This window comes from Streptomyces sp. cg35 (assembly GCF_050410835.1).
Classification (GTDB): Bacteria; Actinomycetota; Actinomycetes; order Streptomycetales; family Streptomycetaceae; genus Streptomyces.
Genome location: NZ_CP191268.1, coordinates 327,834 through 343,467 on the forward strand (window position 1 = coordinate 327,834; position 15,634 = coordinate 343,467).

The window sequence follows — 15,634 nt, forward strand, 5'->3', positions numbered from 1 at the left end:
GGCCCGGACCTGCCGCGCGCGGGGTCGGACGCGCCCTCCTCCTGTCACCCACCGGCGCTGCGGCGTCGCTCCGGCGCCAGCATTCGCATGTCCTGTTGAGAGGAATCCATGAGTACGAACAAGCCTGGCCAGGTCAGCCCTGTGCCGAGCGGCGATGCGGACGAGGGCGTGCCCGACGCGCGTCAGCGTCGCGCGATCCTGAGCGCCGTCTGTGTCGCGTTGATGGCCGTCATCGCCTCGGTGTCGGGGCTCAACGTCGCCCAGCCCGATCTCGCCGTCACCTTCGGCGCCTCGCAGACCACGATCCTGTGGATCATCAATCTCTACACGCTCACCCTGGCCGCGCTGCTGTTGCCGCTCGGTGCGCTCGGTGACCGCATCGGCCGTAAGCCCATGCTGCTCGCCGGCCTCGGAGTCTTCGGCGTCGCCGGCGCGGTGGCAGGACTCGCGCCGTCGGCCGAAGTCATGCTGGCCGCACGCCTGCTCAGCGGGGTCGGGGCCGCGATGATCATGCCCGTCACGCTTGCCGTCATCACCTCCACCTTCCCCGAGGAGGAGCGCGGCCGGGCGATCGGCGTGTGGACCGGCGTCGCCGGAGGCGGCGGCGTCCTCGGCATGTTCCTCTCCGCCGCCTTGGTCGACGTGGCCGACTGGCGCTGGCTGTTCGTCCTGCCGGTCGCGCTCGCCGTGGTCGCCTTCGCCATGACGCACCGGTCCGTCCCCAACTCCCGTGAGAAGTCCGGGCGTTCCTACGACACGGTCGGCGCGCTGACGTCCGTCGTCGCCGTGGTCGGGCTCATCTTCGTACTGCAGGAGGGTCCGGAGCGCGGCTGGACCGCGCCGGTGACCCTGGGTGCTCTCGTCGTCGGCATCGTCGCCGCAGTCGGCTTCGTGGCCTGGGAGGTGCACCGCCGGGATGCGGCACTGCTGGACGTGCGGCTGTTCCGGGCGCGCGGGCCGGCCGGCGGGTCGGTCACGCTGCTGGTGGTCTTCGGTGTGCAGGCGGGCATCTTCGTGGTCCTCTTCCCGTTCTTCCAGGCCGTGCTCGGCTGGTCGGGGCTGCTGTCCACTCTGGCGCTGATGCCCATGGCCGTACTGATGATGATGAGTTCCGGCCTGGCCCCGAAGCTGGCCGCGCGGACGGGTCCGCGCGCGACGATGGCCCTCGGCATCCTGCTGGCCGGCGCCGGGCTCGGTCTCCTGGCCGTCACGGTGTCCGTGGACGGCGGCTATCCGTCCGTCCTGCCCGGCATGCTCGCCATGGGCATCGGCATGGGCCTGTCGATGACACCCTCCACCGAGGCCATCACCGGCGCTCTCCCCCGCGAGCGCCAGGGAGTCGCGTCCGCCCTCAACGACGTGACGCGCGAGTTCGGCACCGCGCTCGGTGTCGCCCTGCTCGGGGCGCTCGTGTCCGCCGGATACCGCAGCTCCATCGACGACAAGCTGCACGGCGTCCCCGAGGGCACCGCCGACACCGCGCGCGAAGGCGTCGCCAACGCCCTCGACGCCGCGCATCAGGCCGGGCCCCACGCCCAGGCCGTGATCCGCGCCGCGCGGCAGTCCTTCGTCGAGGGCTGGCAGCACGCCATGTGGGTGGGCGTCGCCGTCATGGCCGCCCTACTCCTGTATGTCCTGACCCGTGGGCCGCAACGTCCGCACCGCACGCCGACGGCCGCGACGGAACCGGCCGAGGCGACGGAACCGGCCGATGCGACACCGACCGCGCTGTGAGTCCGGAGCTCCGTGAAGGCCGTCGGCCGTCGGTCGGTTGAGTGATCGTGACTGATCAGTCTGCCGTGGGGGGGGGCGGAGGGTCCGGGCGGGCCAGCGCCTCGGACAGCGGCACTCCGTCCCGTACGGCGATGACCCGACGGGCCCCCAGTTGGGCACGCGTCCGCGGGCATCGCGCCTGGGCGGCGGAGCGAAGCAATGGCTGGCGTCGACGAGGGGCCCGGCACAGTTCGGGCCCACCGTGGCTAGGCCGGCGCGCGGTGCGCGAGGATCTCCTGCAGTTCCGCGAGGGTCGTGCGCAGGAGCCCAGGCAGATCCTGCTCGTCCTTCGCGCCGGGCTCGGCGACGACCCAGCGTCCGTAGGCGACTTTGAATGCGGCGAGGCCGGCCTCGGCGGCCAGATCGGCGGCCGGCTGCGGGGTGCCGCGTTCGCGCAGGGCGCCCGCCATCCCCGCGGCGAAGGCATCGAGCTTGACCAGCTCGCGCTCGCGCAGCTCGGTACTGGCGCTGACGAGGGCGTGGCGGCTCCGGACGCGCGCGGGGTCCTCCTGGAAGAAGGCACTGAAGGCGTCGAGCGCCGCGGTCACCGCGTCCATCGGGAGCGCCGAGGGCGGCGCCTCGGCGATGGTGCGCGTGAGCAGGTCCAGCGCCATCTCGGTGCCGTAGAACAGCACTTCGCGTTTGTCGGCGAAGTGCCGGAAGAAGGTCCGCTCGGTCAGCCCCGTCGCCTCGGCGATCTCGGCGACCGTGGTCCGCTCGAAACCTTGCTCCGCGTAGAGCTTCAGCGCCGCTTCCGCCAGCCGACCTCGCGCGTTCGGCTCCCATCTACCCATGGCGGGATCCTACGCCATGACAGTCCCTGTCATCACCGTGCTACGCTGATGACAGTTCCTGACATCAAGGAGGATTCCATGCGTGTATTCGTCACGGGCGCGTCCGGCTGGATCGGCTCGACCGTCGTACCCGAGCTCATCGGGGCCGGACACCAGGTCCTCGGGCTGGCCAGGTCCGATTCCTCGGCCCAGGCCGTCGCCGCCATGGGCGCCGAGGTCCTGCGCGGCGACCTCGACGACCTGGACACCCTGCGCGCCGGCGCCGCCGACTGCGACGGGGTGATCCACCTCGCCTTCGGCCACGACTTCACCCGGTTCGACGACTCCGTGCGGGCCGACGCGCGCGCCGTCGAGGCCTTCGGCGCCGCGCTGGAAGGCACCGGCAAGCCGTTGGTCATCGCTTCCGGCACACCCGCGATGCCGGGCAAGGTGGCGACCGAGCAGGACCGCCCCGAGTTCCCGCCCGGCTCCCCCATGGCGGGCCGGGCCGTGACCGCTCGCGCCGTGCTCGACCTGGCCTCGCGCGGCGTCCGCTCCTCCGTCGTGGGTCTGCCCCGGACCGTGCACGGCGAGGGAGACCAGGGATTCGTCTCCTGGCTGATCGCCGACGCCCGGGAGAAGGGGTCGGCCGGTTACGTGGGCGACGGTTCCCACCGCTGGCCCGCGGTGCACGTCACGGACGCCGGACGGCTGTTCCGACTGGCCGTGGAGCAGGCCCCGGCGGGGTCGATGCTGCACGCGACCGGCGACGAAGGCGTGGCGATCGGCGACATCGCCGAAGTCATCGGCCGACACCTCGGCCTGCCGAGGGCCTCCCGCCCCGCCGAGGACTTCGGCTTCCTCGGCTCGGTCCTCTCCATCGACCAGCCGGCCTCCAGCACGCTGACCCGCGAACTGCTGGACTGGCGACCGGCGGGGCCCGGGCTGCTGGAGGACCTGGAGAAGGGCCACTACTTCGGCGACTCCCCCTCCCGCTGAGCGGCCCGAGGGAGCGGACGAGGCTCCCGGGGGGGGCGCCCGCCTGCTGATCAGCTCCGGCTGCCTCACGGCCTCGCACCGCGAACTCGACGAGCGCACCAGCGAGGGCACCCCGTACCACCCGTCGCACTGCCGTTCATGGCGCGCGGGGGCCGCGACGCGATGGTCGACTAGCTAGTGCGCCCGGAGTGACGAACCCCCAGCGCGGGAACAGCAGCTTCCGCGGAACCGACATCCACCCCGTGGAACTCCCCCGGAACGACAGCGGTACACCCTCCGGCGACTCCGAACAGGAACGTCGCCGTCAGGGCTACATGCTCGTGGGCGCCGCCATGTCGGCAGGCGTGCTGGTCGGCGCGGTGCAGCAGGCACAGAGGGGCGCCGGTACGACGGCGGTGCTGATGGGCGCCGCCTGTGCCGTGTGTCTGGCGGCGACGGAGCTCAGTCGGCGAGGCCGGCTCAAGGTGGCCGCCACCGTGTTCCTGGTCGGGATCATCGCGCTGGGGCTGCCCGGATACCTCGCCCAGGTGTGACGCTCCTCGCGGGCGCGCTCAGGCCAGCAACTACTTCCAGGCGGAACGGAGTTCGTCCAGCGCTTCCAGTCTGCGCGATCCCACTACTGGGCGACGAAATCGAGCTGGCCATCGCGAGAACGCCCCGGAAGTGGCGCTGCTGGGTCACGAAGGCTCTCTTGGCCAGGCACCGAGGCCGCGGTCAGCTGTCGCCGTCCTCGGCGCCGACCTTTTCGACGACGGTCTCGTCCGGGCCGACAGGCCGCCCGTCGGCGGAGCGGATCTCCAGCGGACTCAGCGGTTCCCCGTTCCGGCGGTCGAGGAGCCGCGAGTGCGCCTCCCCCGGGTCGAAGCACCGCGCTTCGCCCCACTGGCGCAGCGCCACGATGACGGGGAAGAGGGCGCGCCCCTTCTCCGTGAGTACGTACTCCTGGTAGCGGCTGCCGTCGGAGGCGGGCACGGTCTTCATGACTCCGGTCTCCTCCAGGGTGCGCAGCCGGCTGGTGAGGATGTTCTTGGCGATGCCCAGGCTTCGGTGGAACTGCCCGAAGCGGCGGCTGCCGTCGAACGCGTCGCGCACGATGAGCAGGGACCACCAGTCGCCGATGGCATCGATCGACCGGGCAACGGGGCACGGTTCGGCGTCGAACCGAGTGCGGGCGACCATCGCGCTTCCTCCTTCACACCACAGCTGGTTGCAACATGCTACCGCCCGCATCTAAGGTCCAGCAGGTAGCAAGTTGCAACCATGATGAAGGGGGTGCCGTATGCCGAGCGACTGCACAACGGCCGATGGGCAGCAGGCGGCCGTGAACACCGCATCCGATCCGTCCGGGCGGCCCTCCACGCGGCTCGTGCTGCTCATCGCCGTCGCCTGCGGCAGCGCGGTGGCCAACGTCTACTTCGCCCAGCCCCTGCTGGTCACGCTCGGCGAGCAGTTCGGGCTCGGTTCCGGTCTGCTCGGCGCCATCGTCACGGTCACCCAACTCGGTTACGCCGCGGGCCTGTTCCTGCTCGTCCCGCTCGGCGACCTCGTGAACAGGCGCAGGCTGATCACGCTCCAGCTCGGCCTGCTCGCCGTCGCGCTGCTGATCGCGGGTCTGGCACCCGCAGTCGCCGCCCTGCTCATCTCTCTGGCGGCGGTCGGAGCACTGGCCGTCGTCGCCCAGACCATGGTCGCCGCGGCGGCGCACCTCACCGCTCCGGCCTTCCGGGGGCGGGTCGTCGGAGCGGTCACCAGCGGGGTGATCACCGGCATTCTGCTGGCCCGCACGGTGGCGGGCGTGGTGGCCGACGTCGCAGGGTGGCGCGCCGTCTACCTCTTGGCGGCTGCGCTGACCGCGGCGCTCGCCGTGCTCCTGCGCCGCGCGCTGCCGGCCGATCCGCCACGCACGGTCACGTTGCCGTACCGGCGGTTGCTGTCATCGACCGTCGGCCTGTTCGCCCGTCACCCGTTGCTCCGGGTCCGCGGCCTGCTGGCGCTGCTGGTCTTCGCCGCGTTCAGCACGCTGTGGAGCAGCGTGGTCCAGCCGCTCAGCAGCCCTCCCTGGTCGCTGACGCACACGGCGGTCGGCGCGTTCGGCCTCGCCGGAGCGGCCGGAGCCGCGGCCGCGGGAGCCGCCGGCCGGTGGAACGACCGCGGTCTCGCCCAGCGGACCACGGGCACGGCGCTGGTCCTGCTCGCCGTGTCGTGGCTCCCGATGGCCCTCACCCGGCAGTCGCTCTGGGCCCTGGCCGTCGGCGCGGTCCTCCTGGATTTCGCCGTCCAGGCCGTGCACGTCACCAATCAGTCGCTCATCTACGCCGTCCACCCGGACGCGGGAAGCAGGATCATCGGCGGGTACATGGTGTTCTACTCGGCCGGCAGCGCCCTCGGTGCCATCGGCTCGTCCACGATGTACGCGGCGGCCGGGTGGACGGGAGTCTGCGCCCTGGGCGCGGGGTTCAGCTGCGCGGCCCTGCTGCTGTGGGCGACGACCCGGGGCCCGCGTTCAACGGCGCGTTGATGCCTCATCAGACGCAATCGCCTTCCGCTGCCCTGCTGTTCACTCACCTGGCAGGATGACTTCATGTGGTCACGACTGCCGTTCGGGGACGCGCTACGGGCCGAGCTGGGATCCGTCGGCCGGGCCAGGCGGCTGGACAGCAGCCCTCGCTCACGTGTGTGGCGTGTTGAGCTGGCCGGGACACCGGCGGTGGTGAAGCACATCGTCGACGGCCCGGACGCCGAGGAGCGGTACGGCCGCGAGGTGACCGCACTGCGCGTCGCCGCCCGGGCCGAGCCGCCCGTGGTGCCCGCACTGCTGGCCACCGATCCCGGCCGGCGCGTGCTGGTACTGGAACATCTCCACCACGAACGCCCCTCCGCGGACTGGATCGTCGGCTACGCGACGGCGCTGGCCCGACTCCATGCCACCGCCCGCCCGGAGGACATGGAGGCACTCCCCCGCTGGGCGGGCCCCGGCGAGGCGGACATCGCGTCCTTCCTCCGGCTGGCCGAGGCGCTCGAGGTGCCCGTCGCGCCCGGCGTGCCGGGCGAACTCGCCGACCTCGTGGAACGGCTCGGCCGGGCACCGGGGCACGCCCTGCTCCACGGGGACCCGTGTCCCGGCAATGACCTGCACACCGCGGACGGGGTCAGGTTCATCGACTTCGAACAGGCCTCGTGGGGCAGTGGCCTGGTGGAGCTCGCCTACCTGCGCATCGGCTTCCCGACGTGCTGGTGCGTCACCGCGGCTTCCGCCGCACTGCCGGACCGGGCGGAGACGGCGTACCGCACGACATGGCACACGGCGACCGGCACTCCACTCGACGACGATCTCACCGACGCCTGCGCGGGCTGGCTGCTGCGCGGTGACGCGCTGGTCGAGAGGGCCCACCGCGGAACGGTCGATCATCTGGCCCGGATCCCGGACCAGGACTGGGAGTGGGGCACCGCGAGCGCCCGGCAACGGCTCGTCCACCGGCTCGCGGTCGTCGGCCGGATGACCGCCGGCCGTGCCGACCTGAGCGGACTGAACAGGCTCGGCACGGACCTGCGCCGCCAGATGCTCGTCCGCTGGCCCTCGCTCGCACCCGTCCCGTCGCGGCGCCCGCACACCGTATGACCAGCCTTGGCCGCCGGCCGGACAGCCGGCCACCGAGAACCGGCAGTCGTCAGCCCTCGGCCGGTCCCTCGCCGCCGAGCGTCTCCAGGAGTACGTCGACGACCTCGTCCACATCCGCATCGGCCAGGTCGTCGAACGCCCCGGAGTGGCGGGCGAGCAGCACTCCGGCGACCGCCGCCACGAGGACGTCGGCCCGCAGCCCGGGCCGGTCCCTGCCCTCCTTGACGAAGCGTGCGCGCAGAGGGTCCACGAGGCGGTCCCGCAGCGTCGCGCGCGTGGCCTCCTGGGCGGCGCCGTCGCTCAGCGGCTGGACCGCGACCCGCAGCAGCGGCACCGGTCCGCGCCGCTCCGCGCGTTCGGCGACCTCCCGCAGACGGGGCTCGGTCAGCAGGTCGTCCGGCACGGTGTCGCCGTGCTCGGCGCGCAGCACCTCCACGTACAACAGCGGCTTGCTGCCGAAGTAGCGCGCGATCAGGGCCGGGTCCACCCCGGCCCGCTCGCCGATCTCCCGGATGGTGGTGCGGTCGTATCCGCGCTCGGAGAAGAGGTCGGTCGCCGCCCGCAACAGAGCCTCACGGCTGCGGGCGGAGTTCCGGCGCGGGCCCGGCGTCGCCCCGCTCACGGGCGGCCCGGCACGGAGGGCGCCTGGTCACCCGCCACCGCGGGCACGGTCTGGCCCGCCGCGACGAGGGACGGGCTCGGCCGCGCGCCCGGCCGGGTCAGAGCGACCGCGAGGACGCCGGTGATCACGAAGGCGGCGCAGCCGACGAGGCCCGCGGTGCGATAACCGTCGTTGGACGGCAGTTGCGCACCGGGAGCGGTGGCGGCCTGCAGGATGACCGCGCTCAGGGCGCTGCCGGTCGAGTATCCGATGTACTTCACGACCTGATTGAAACTCATCGCGCTGCCCGTCTCCTGCGCGGGCACCCCGCCGACTATCAGGCCGGGGGTGACGGCGAACGTCACGCCCACGCCGAGCCCGGCGAGCGCCATCATCGCGCCGATGCCCCACAGGCTGGAGCGGGCGAGGAGGAAGCAGACCAGGGCGCCGAGCGAGAGCAGGCAGCCCAGCGGCAGCATCCGGCCGGGCGTCGCCGCGCGGCCCATGATCCGTACCAGTCGGCCGGTGACCAGGCTGGCGGCGGAGAACGGGACGAGCAGCAGTCCGGTGACGACGATGGACGCGGAGAAGCCGTACCCCGCCGACCGGGGCGTCTGGACGTAGCGGGTGACGAGAGCGATCAGCAGGTAGGTGCCGACGCCGCCGACCATCGTGGTCAGGTTGGCGACGAGCACGCCGCGGTCCTTGACGAGCCGTACCCGCACCAGGGGGTGCGTGCTGTGCAGCGAGTGCAGGACCCAGCCGGCGAGAAGGACGACGGCCGCGACCGCCAGCGCGAGCAGCGGCACGGACCCCCAGCCCCACCGCTCCCCCTCGGCCAGTGCCATCAGCAGGGCGGCCATGCCGCCTGCCAGCAGGAGCACTCCGGGGTAGTCCATCGGGACGGTGGGGCGGTGCGGCGCCGCGGGCACGACGAGCACGGTGGCGGTGAGCGCGGCGGCGGCCGTGACGGCCGCGAACCAGAATCCGGCGTACATACCGAGGTACTCGGAGAACAGGCCGGTGATCGGATAGCCGAGTCCGATGCCCGCGGCGGTGGTCAGGGACAGGGTCGCCACCGCCGATCGCGCCTTCTCCGGGGGCAGCGCGTCGCGGGCGGTGGCGATGGCGAGCGGCACGAGTCCCATGCCGACGCCCTGCAGCGCCCGCCCCACCAGAAGGCAGACGAATCCGAGGGGCAGGGCCGCCAGGAGACTGCCGGCCAGGACGACGGCGAGGCCGGTGAGGATCACCCGCTTGCGCTGCGGGCCGTCGCCCAGGCGCCCCATGACCGGGGTGGCGATGGCGCCGACCAGCATCGTCACCGTCAGCGCCCACTGCGCGCTGGACACGGCGACGTGGTCCTCGGCCGCGATGGTCGGGATGAGGGGTGCGCCGAGGCTGCTGACGACGGCGACGAGCATGCCGAGCGAGACAAGGACGGGCACGAGGGCCCGTGGGTGGCGGAGTGCTGATGCCGGTGCGGCAGGGGTGGTCGCGGTTCCCGGTTCCGAGGGGCTCAAGGTTTTCCCGTTCTTGTCATCAGGCGATGTCATCGCATGATGACAGCCGACGCGGCGCACCCCCATGGCCCCGCTGCGGCCGGCAGTGGCTCTTCAGGCGTTTCCACCCCGTATATACCGACTGGCGCTCTCCCTCGGACGTCGCCCGGTGATGGATGTCACGCCGTGCGGGGCCTCGGCTCGAGCGCTGCTGTCGCACGACGGCGATGGTCCTTGGGGTGTCCCGAACCCGTCGGTAACTCGGCGGTGACAGTGAGCCCACCCATAGGAGCCACGTCACATGCGAACGACGGTAGTAGGGCCGGTGCGCCCCCGCCGCGGCCTGTGAGCCGCTTGCGCCGGCGCCGTGCGGGCCCTTCTGCGTACCGCGGTAGTACGTCACATCTTTGCGCCGTCCTCCCCGCGCCGCTAACCCTGATGAACGTTCTTCGAGCCGGACACATCGGGCGACCCGCCCGCTTCCGCCGGCCGACCAACACGCACCACCGCATGGGAGAGTCACCCCCGCATGACCATCACGAAGACCCTGACCAGCACCGCTCGCGCCACCCGACTCCGCAAGATGTCCGTCGCCGGGATAGCCACCGCCGGTGCCGCGGCCACGGCCCTCACGCTGGTCCCCTCCCCCGCCCAGGCCGCCGAGCCCGCCGCGGCGAGCACCAAGGCGACGCAGGCCGCGACCGGGAAGTCGTACGCCGACAACCTCGACGGCTGGATCCGCGAGTCCCTCGACATCATGAAGGCCAAGGGGATCCCCGGTACCTACGAGGGACTGCACCGCAACATCATGCGTGAGTCCTCCGGCAACCCGAACGCCCAGAACAACACCGACATCAACGCGATCAACGGCACCCCGTCGAAGGGCCTGCTCCAGGTCATCCAGCCGACGTTCGACGCCTACCACGTGTCCGGCACCGCGAACAGCGTGACGGACCCGGTCGCCAACATCACCGCGGCCGCCAACTACGCCGCCGACAAGTACGGCTCCATCGACAACGTCGACTCGGCGTACTGAACCACCGATCCACGACGAAGGGCAGCGCATGCCGCACGAGAGCGGAGACGACCGTCAGGCGCACCCGGCCGACGGCTCGGCGGTGCCCCCCTATGGGCCCGCACGGGTCCGCCGCGCCCGGCGCAGGCCGCGGAAGAAGGCCCTGCGGTACACCGCCTGGGGCGCCCTGGGACTGGTCCTGGCCGGCAGCGGAGGCGTGGCCTACGCCTGGCAGCACCTCAACGGCAACATCCAGGGCACGAACGTGAACGCCGTCCTCGGGCACGACCGCCCGAGCGAGCAGCGGAACGGATCGATGAACATCCTCCTGCTCGGGTCCGACTCCCGGGCCGGCACCCACGGCCAGTACGGCCAGGGCGTTCTCGGCGCCCGCGCCGACACGGCGATGGTCCTGCACGTCGACAAGACCCACAAGAAGGCCTCGGTCGTCAGCATCCCGCGCGACACGATGGTCCAGCGGCCCGCGTGCGCACAGACGCACGGCGGCTCCGCGCCCGGCGCGCGGCAGGCCATGTTCAACTCGTCCTACCAAGTGGGCGGACCGGCCTGCACCGTCAAGACGGTCGAGAAGATGTCGGGCGTCCGCATGGACCACTATCTCGAGGTCGACTTCAAGGGCTTCCAGAAGCTCATCGACGAACTCGGCGGTGTGGACATCACCACCCACCGGGCCATCAACGACCAGAACAGCGGCCTGTCCCTGACCGCCGGCAAGCACACGCTCAAGGGCAAGCAGGCACTGGAGCTCGTCCGCACCCGGCACGGCGTGGGCGACGGGAGCGACCTGGGTCGCATCCAGCTCCAGCAGGCGTTCATCAAGGCCCTGATCCACCGCGCCGAAACCGTCGATCCGCTCGGCAGCCCGGCCAAGGCCTACGGTCTGGCCGACACGGCGACCAAGACGATCAGCGCGGACTCCGGCCTGGCCTCCACGGACAAACTCCTCGGTCTGGCCAAGGAGTTGAAGGGCATCAGCCCCGACCGCACCCACATGGTCACGCTGCCGGTCACCTACGACGCCCAGGACTCGGGCCGGGTCCTGCCGCTTCACAAGGCGTCGCACCGGGTCTGGACGGCCCTGCGCGAGGACCGCTCCATCCCGAAGACCGCGACCCAGGGTTCGGTGGCGGACCGGACCGACTCTCCGGTGTCGGCGGGTTCATAGCCCGACTGTGCCCACGAGCGCGTGGTTGTCCAGGGGACGTGCACGGCCTGGCTGGTGCGGAACGGAACTCGGCGACAATGCCCCCGCCGCTCGGCACAAGTTCGCCTCTGCGATCAACTGCGGCGCACAGGGCGCAGTGTGAGGAAACGGCGGCGAGTCTCGCGCTGCGCACCATGGGCCAGGGACGCGGTCTGGTAGCTGCCGAGGTCGTCCTTCGCGTAGGTGGACAAGCCGGGTTCATAGCCGGGGCCGCCGTACACTGCTTCCTGGATTCTTCGGGTGAGCTCGGAGGGCACTTCGGCTCCGGGCGGGGTGGCCTCTATGGCCTGGTACAGGTAGCGGCGCAGTTCGAAGAATTTCATGTACACGGGCTGCGAGAAGAAGACGCCGCCGTCGAGGTTGAACTCGTTGAGCGCCTGCACATATTGCTCTGCCCATTCCCGGGTCTTGGGCCGGGCCGAGAGGGTCCAGTTGGTCTCGTAGTGGATGTGGATCTTCCAGAGCTTCGGGTAGTACTCGACACGCTTCTTGATGATCTCTTGGAACTGCGCCTGAACTGCAGCATTGTGGTTGGTCCGCACTGTGGCCCGGACGGTGAGGAGTGTTCCGGCCACGGAGACGGCTGCGGCTATGAGCGCCACAGCGGCCGGCGAGTTCAGGTCCATGCGCTTCTTCTACCGCGACCGTGGGCGCGTCGCCGCCGCTTTGCCGGATCCAGAGCCCGGAAAACCCGGTGGTGCAGCGGTTCCCCGGAGGGTGAGGTCAAGGGCTCTGCCGCGCAGTCACGTTGGCGATCTCATGGCCATGGGAAGGGTCCGGAGCCCGGAGCAGGCGAAGGAACCCCCTCCGCTCAGCGGCGCAGGCACACCACTAATCCTGAGCCGGCGCTGGCGCGTTCGATCGTCTCGAGTGTCCACGGGGTGTCGGCCACCGCCGTCGCGAGCTCGTCCGGTGCGGCGAGCCAGTAGTCGAACCACGGCGTGGCGATCACGCCGTCCCGCACGCGGATCCTCAACTGGCCGGGGCTGCGGCCGCGTTCGCGATTCCAGGCGAAGTACGCGGCATGGTGGGAGACGCTCTCGCCGCCGGACGGATCGTGTGCCGTGCCCAGGATCCGGGTGCCCGGGCGCGCCACCTCGGCGAGCGCGCGGAGTACGGCGGGCGCCCGGTCGGGGCCGCCGAGGAGGCCGAGGTTGTTGCCGAACAGCGCGATGGTCTCGAAGGTGCCCAGCCCGTCCGGGAGTTGTGGCAGGCTGCCGAGCTGCGCCGCCAGTCCGCGCTCCCGCATGATGCCCACCACGCCGGGCGAGGAGTCGAGGCCCAGCACGTCCAGGCCCTTCCTGGCCCAGGGCGCCGCGTGCCGGCCACCGCCGCAGCCGACGTCGAGGATGCGACCCGTGGCCTGCTCCCAGGCCCAGCGCTCCAGATCCGACCAGGCCTCGGGAGCGGCGAAGTAGCGGGCGGGGTCGTTGGCACTGATCAGCCCGTCGTCCCGTTCGACGACCTCGACCGAGGAGTAGGGGACGGCGCCCGCCGCCCAGCAGCGGGCCAGAATCGAGCCGAAGGCATCACCCAGGCGCGGTTGCCTCGGCGCCGGATCCGCAGCACTCATGGCACTCATGACATCACGCTGCCCGAGGCGTGACGCCGGTGCAAGGCATGTTCAGCGCTGCCCGGGACGGCGTTCGGTTACTGTGCCGGGCGTGACGACGGCGTCGACCTGCGCCGCGGCACCGATCCGCGACTTCCCCGCCACGTAGTCCTGCCCCGCCCGCTGTCGGACCCCGGGCACTCGCACTCGCCAAGGAGCACATGTGAGTCTGCCCCTCAGCCCGCCGGTGGTCCGCGCCCTGGCCGCCGCCTCCGTCGCACCCCAGGACGTCCAGGAGTGCCTGCCGCTGACCGGAGGCACGCACAACACCGTGGTCAGGGTCGTCCTGCGCGACGGGCGGCGCTGGGTCGTGAAGGTGCCGCCGTCCGGCGAGGGCCGATCCGCACTCGCCTACGAACATGACCTGTTGCGCGGGGAGAGCGTGTTCTACGGTGCCGCGGCCCGGGCCGCGGAGGTGCCGGTGCCGCGCGTGGTGCACGCGGAGTCGGCCGGAGACCCGCCGGACGTCACCGGGCTCGTGATGACCGAGTGCCCCGGGGCGCCCTGGCACGAGGCCGACCCCGGACCGGAGCCACGTGAACAAGCCCGGCTACGCGGCGAGTTGGGCGGGCACGTGGCCCGGCTGCATGCCTTGACCGGACCCGGGTTCGGTTATCCCGCCCGGCCGTTCGGATCGCGCCCGGGCAGCTGGCGGGAGGCGTTCACCGAGATGACCGACGCCGTTCTCGACGACGCCGCGCACTTTCACGCCGCGCTGCCGCACCCGGTGGCCACGGTCCGCCGGATTCTCGCCTCGGCCGCGGACGTCCTGGACGAGGTCACCGTGCCCGCGCTCGTCCACTTCGACCTCTGGCAGGGCAATCTGCTGCTCGACGGCGCGCCGGGCGACCGGACCATCGGCGGTGTCATCGACGGCGAGCGGATGTTCTTCGGCGACCCGGTGGCCGACTTCGTGTCCCTCGCCCTGTTCGACGACATCGAGCACGACGAGGACTTCCTGGCCGGATACACGGCGGCGGGCGGCCGGGCGGACTTCACCGGCGCCGTCCGCCTGCGCTATCAGCTCTACCGCAGCTACCTGTACCTGATCATGCTCGTCGAGACCGTGCCCCGCCGGTACACCGCCGCGCACCGGACCTGGACCTGGAACCACGCCGGAAAGGAACTGGCGGCGTCCCTCGCCGCGATCTCCTCGGCCACGACGAGCTGACCCAGGAGCCCGTCGTCACACTGCCGTGGGGCTCACTGCCCCGTCGTGATCTGGTCGGCCTGCGGGGAGTGCTCCGAGGACGAGGTGACCACCTGGGAGCGCCGGGTGCCCCGGTCCATGAGGCCTCCCGTGAAGGCGAGGCCGAGGCCGGCCAGGGCAAGGGCCGCCCCGACCAGGTTGGGCGAGGTCCAGCCCCAGCCCGCCGAGATGGCCAGGCCGCCGAGCCAGGCACCGCCCGCGTTGGCGAGGTTGAAGGCGGAGTGGTTGGAGGCCGCCGCCATCGTCGGGGCGTTCTCCGCCTTGGCCATGAGCAGCATCTGCACGGGCGTGGTGATGAGGGAGCCCATCGCGCCGATGAAGGTGATCGTCACCAGCGCGGGCACCGTGCTGTGGACGGCGAAGTAGAACGTCACGAGCGCGGCGGCGAGGAGGGCGAGCCCCGCGTACAGCGTCGGTCGCAGGGCGCGGTCGGTGAGCGGGCCCGCGATCAGCGTGCCGAGCGTCATGCCGACGCCGTAGAGCGCGAGGACCAGTGTGGTCGAGGAGTCGGAGATGCCCGTGACGTGGGTCAGCATGGGCACCAGGTAGCTGTAGACGGCGAAGAAGCCGCCGAATCCGACCACGGCCGTGGCCAGGCCGATCACGACCTGCTTGTTGCCCATCGCGCGCAGCTCGTGCCGGATGCCGGACTGTGTGCCGCGCGGCTGGTGGGGCACGAAGAGAGCCAGCGCGACGAGGGCGGCGACGCCGATGACCGCGACCGCCCAGTAGGCGGACCGCCAGCCGAGGTGCTGCCCGAGGGCCGTGCCGGCCGGCACGCCTACGATGTTCGCCACCGTGAGCCCGAGGAACATCTTCGACACGGCGCGGGCGGCACGGTCGGGGGCGACCAGCTTGGAGGCCACGACGGCTCCCACGCCGAAGAGCGCTCCGTGCGGCAGGCCGGCCAGGAAACGTGCGGCGAAGAGCAGGCCGAAGTTGGGCGCGAGCGCGGACGCGACGTTGCCGACGACGAACAGTCCGGAGAGAAGCAGCAGCAGCCGCTTGTGCGGTACGCGCGCTCCGATGCCGGTCAGCACCGGGGCGCCGACGACGACACCGAGCGCGTACGCCGAGACGAGGTTGCCGGCGTGCGGCACGGACACGTCGACGCCGTCGGCGATCTGGGGCAGCAGCCCCATCGTGGCGAACTCGGTCGTGCCGATGCCGAACGCGACAACAGCCAGGGCCAGTAGGGCCAGCGGCATGGTGCAGGAGACCTTTCGAAGACAGCGGTCCATGAGCGGGGCGCGGGGTACGGCGGGCGGGACCGGGAAGGTCTCCGACCCGGCGGTCCGTCGCACC

Annotated in this window: 15 protein-coding genes; 8 read left to right on the forward strand and 7 right to left on the reverse strand. The window is 71.8% G+C overall.

Features of this window, described 5'->3' with window-relative positions; genetic code table 11:
* The first annotated feature begins 108 nt into the window (after positions 1-108).
* The gene (locus tag ACQUQD_RS01685) at positions 109-1,734 is read left to right on the forward strand and encodes an MFS transporter (RefSeq protein WP_428950087.1); all 1,626 of its coding nucleotides are present in this window, start codon (positions 109-111) and stop codon (positions 1,732-1,734) included.
* Between the two features lie 245 nt (positions 1,735-1,979).
* Here the strand turns inward: ACQUQD_RS01685 and ACQUQD_RS01690 are convergent, their stop codons facing one another.
* Entirely contained in the window at positions 1,980-2,567 is a 588-nt protein-coding gene (locus ACQUQD_RS01690; protein WP_428950088.1) for a TetR/AcrR family transcriptional regulator, read from the reverse strand.
* Between the two features lie 78 nt (positions 2,568-2,645).
* Between ACQUQD_RS01690 and ACQUQD_RS01695 the strand changes: the two genes are divergently transcribed.
* Both ACQUQD_RS01695 and ACQUQD_RS01700 read left to right on the forward strand, forming a co-directional pair.
* Positions 2,646-3,545 carry an SDR family oxidoreductase gene (locus ACQUQD_RS01695; protein WP_428950089.1) on the forward strand — a complete coding sequence of 300 codons (900 nt, stop codon included), beginning with the start codon at positions 2,646-2,648 and terminating at the stop codon, positions 3,543-3,545.
* A 188-nt stretch (positions 3,546-3,733) separates the two neighbouring features.
* Complete coding sequence (locus tag ACQUQD_RS01700; protein WP_428950090.1) at positions 3,734-4,078, forward strand: hypothetical protein; 345 nt, start codon at positions 3,734-3,736, stop codon at positions 4,076-4,078.
* Between the two features lie 181 nt (positions 4,079-4,259).
* On the opposite strand, the gene ACQUQD_RS01705 is transcribed toward ACQUQD_RS01700, so the two are convergent.
* On the reverse strand, positions 4,260-4,724 hold the full coding sequence (locus ACQUQD_RS01705) for a winged helix-turn-helix transcriptional regulator (protein WP_428950091.1): 465 nt from the start codon (positions 4,722-4,724) through the stop codon (positions 4,260-4,262).
* 100 nt (positions 4,725-4,824) lie between these two features.
* On the opposite strand from ACQUQD_RS01705, the gene ACQUQD_RS01710 reads away from it, so the two are divergent.
* Positions 4,825-6,063 carry an MFS transporter gene (locus tag ACQUQD_RS01710; RefSeq protein ID WP_428950092.1) on the forward strand — a complete coding sequence of 413 codons (1,239 nt, stop codon included), beginning with the start codon at positions 4,825-4,827 and terminating at the stop codon, positions 6,061-6,063.
* A 63-nt stretch (positions 6,064-6,126) separates the two neighbouring features.
* On the forward strand, positions 6,127-7,164 hold the full coding sequence (locus ACQUQD_RS01715; RefSeq protein WP_428950093.1) for an aminoglycoside phosphotransferase family protein: 1,038 nt from the start codon (positions 6,127-6,129) through the stop codon (positions 7,162-7,164).
* Between the two features lie 49 nt (positions 7,165-7,213).
* Here ACQUQD_RS01715 and ACQUQD_RS01720 read toward each other — a convergent pair whose 3' ends face one another.
* Positions 7,214-7,786, reverse strand: coding sequence for a TetR/AcrR family transcriptional regulator (locus ACQUQD_RS01720; protein WP_428950094.1), 573 nt, complete (start codon positions 7,784-7,786; stop codon positions 7,214-7,216).
* A complete protein-coding gene (locus tag ACQUQD_RS01725; protein WP_428950095.1) occupies positions 7,783-9,213 on the reverse strand; it encodes an MFS transporter in 1,431 nt (476 codons plus the stop codon). The genes ACQUQD_RS01720 and ACQUQD_RS01725 overlap by 4 nt, the downstream gene beginning before the upstream one ends.
* A 583-nt stretch (positions 9,214-9,796) precedes the next feature.
* Here ACQUQD_RS01725 and ACQUQD_RS01730 point away from each other — a divergent pair.
* Both ACQUQD_RS01730 and ACQUQD_RS01735 read left to right on the forward strand, forming a co-directional pair.
* Positions 9,797-10,303, forward strand: coding sequence for a transglycosylase SLT domain-containing protein (locus ACQUQD_RS01730; RefSeq protein ID WP_428950096.1), 507 nt, complete (start codon positions 9,797-9,799; stop codon positions 10,301-10,303).
* A 28-nt stretch (positions 10,304-10,331) separates the two neighbouring features.
* A complete protein-coding gene (locus tag ACQUQD_RS01735) occupies positions 10,332-11,468 on the forward strand; it encodes an LCP family protein (RefSeq protein ID WP_428950097.1) in 1,137 nt (378 codons plus the stop codon).
* A 113-nt stretch (positions 11,469-11,581) separates the two neighbouring features.
* Here ACQUQD_RS01735 and ACQUQD_RS01740 read toward each other — a convergent pair whose 3' ends face one another.
* Complete coding sequence (locus ACQUQD_RS01740) at positions 11,582-12,133, reverse strand: hypothetical protein (RefSeq protein ID WP_428950098.1); 552 nt, start codon at positions 12,131-12,133, stop codon at positions 11,582-11,584.
* Positions 12,134-12,318: 185 nt separating this feature from the next.
* Positions 12,319-13,089 (reverse strand): class I SAM-dependent methyltransferase, encoded by a 771-nt coding sequence (locus ACQUQD_RS01745; RefSeq protein WP_428950099.1) that lies wholly within the window; start codon positions 13,087-13,089, stop codon positions 12,319-12,321.
* Positions 13,090-13,288: 199 nt separating this feature from the next.
* Between ACQUQD_RS01745 and ACQUQD_RS01750 the strand changes: the two genes are divergently transcribed.
* Entirely contained in the window at positions 13,289-14,290 is a 1,002-nt protein-coding gene (locus ACQUQD_RS01750) for a phosphotransferase family protein (RefSeq protein ID WP_428957423.1), read from the forward strand.
* Positions 14,291-14,322: 32 nt separating this feature from the next.
* Here ACQUQD_RS01750 and ACQUQD_RS01755 read toward each other — a convergent pair whose 3' ends face one another.
* Positions 14,323-15,537, reverse strand: coding sequence for an MFS transporter (locus tag ACQUQD_RS01755; protein WP_428950100.1), 1,215 nt, complete (start codon positions 15,535-15,537; stop codon positions 14,323-14,325).
* Between the last annotated feature and the right edge of the window lie 97 nt (positions 15,538-15,634).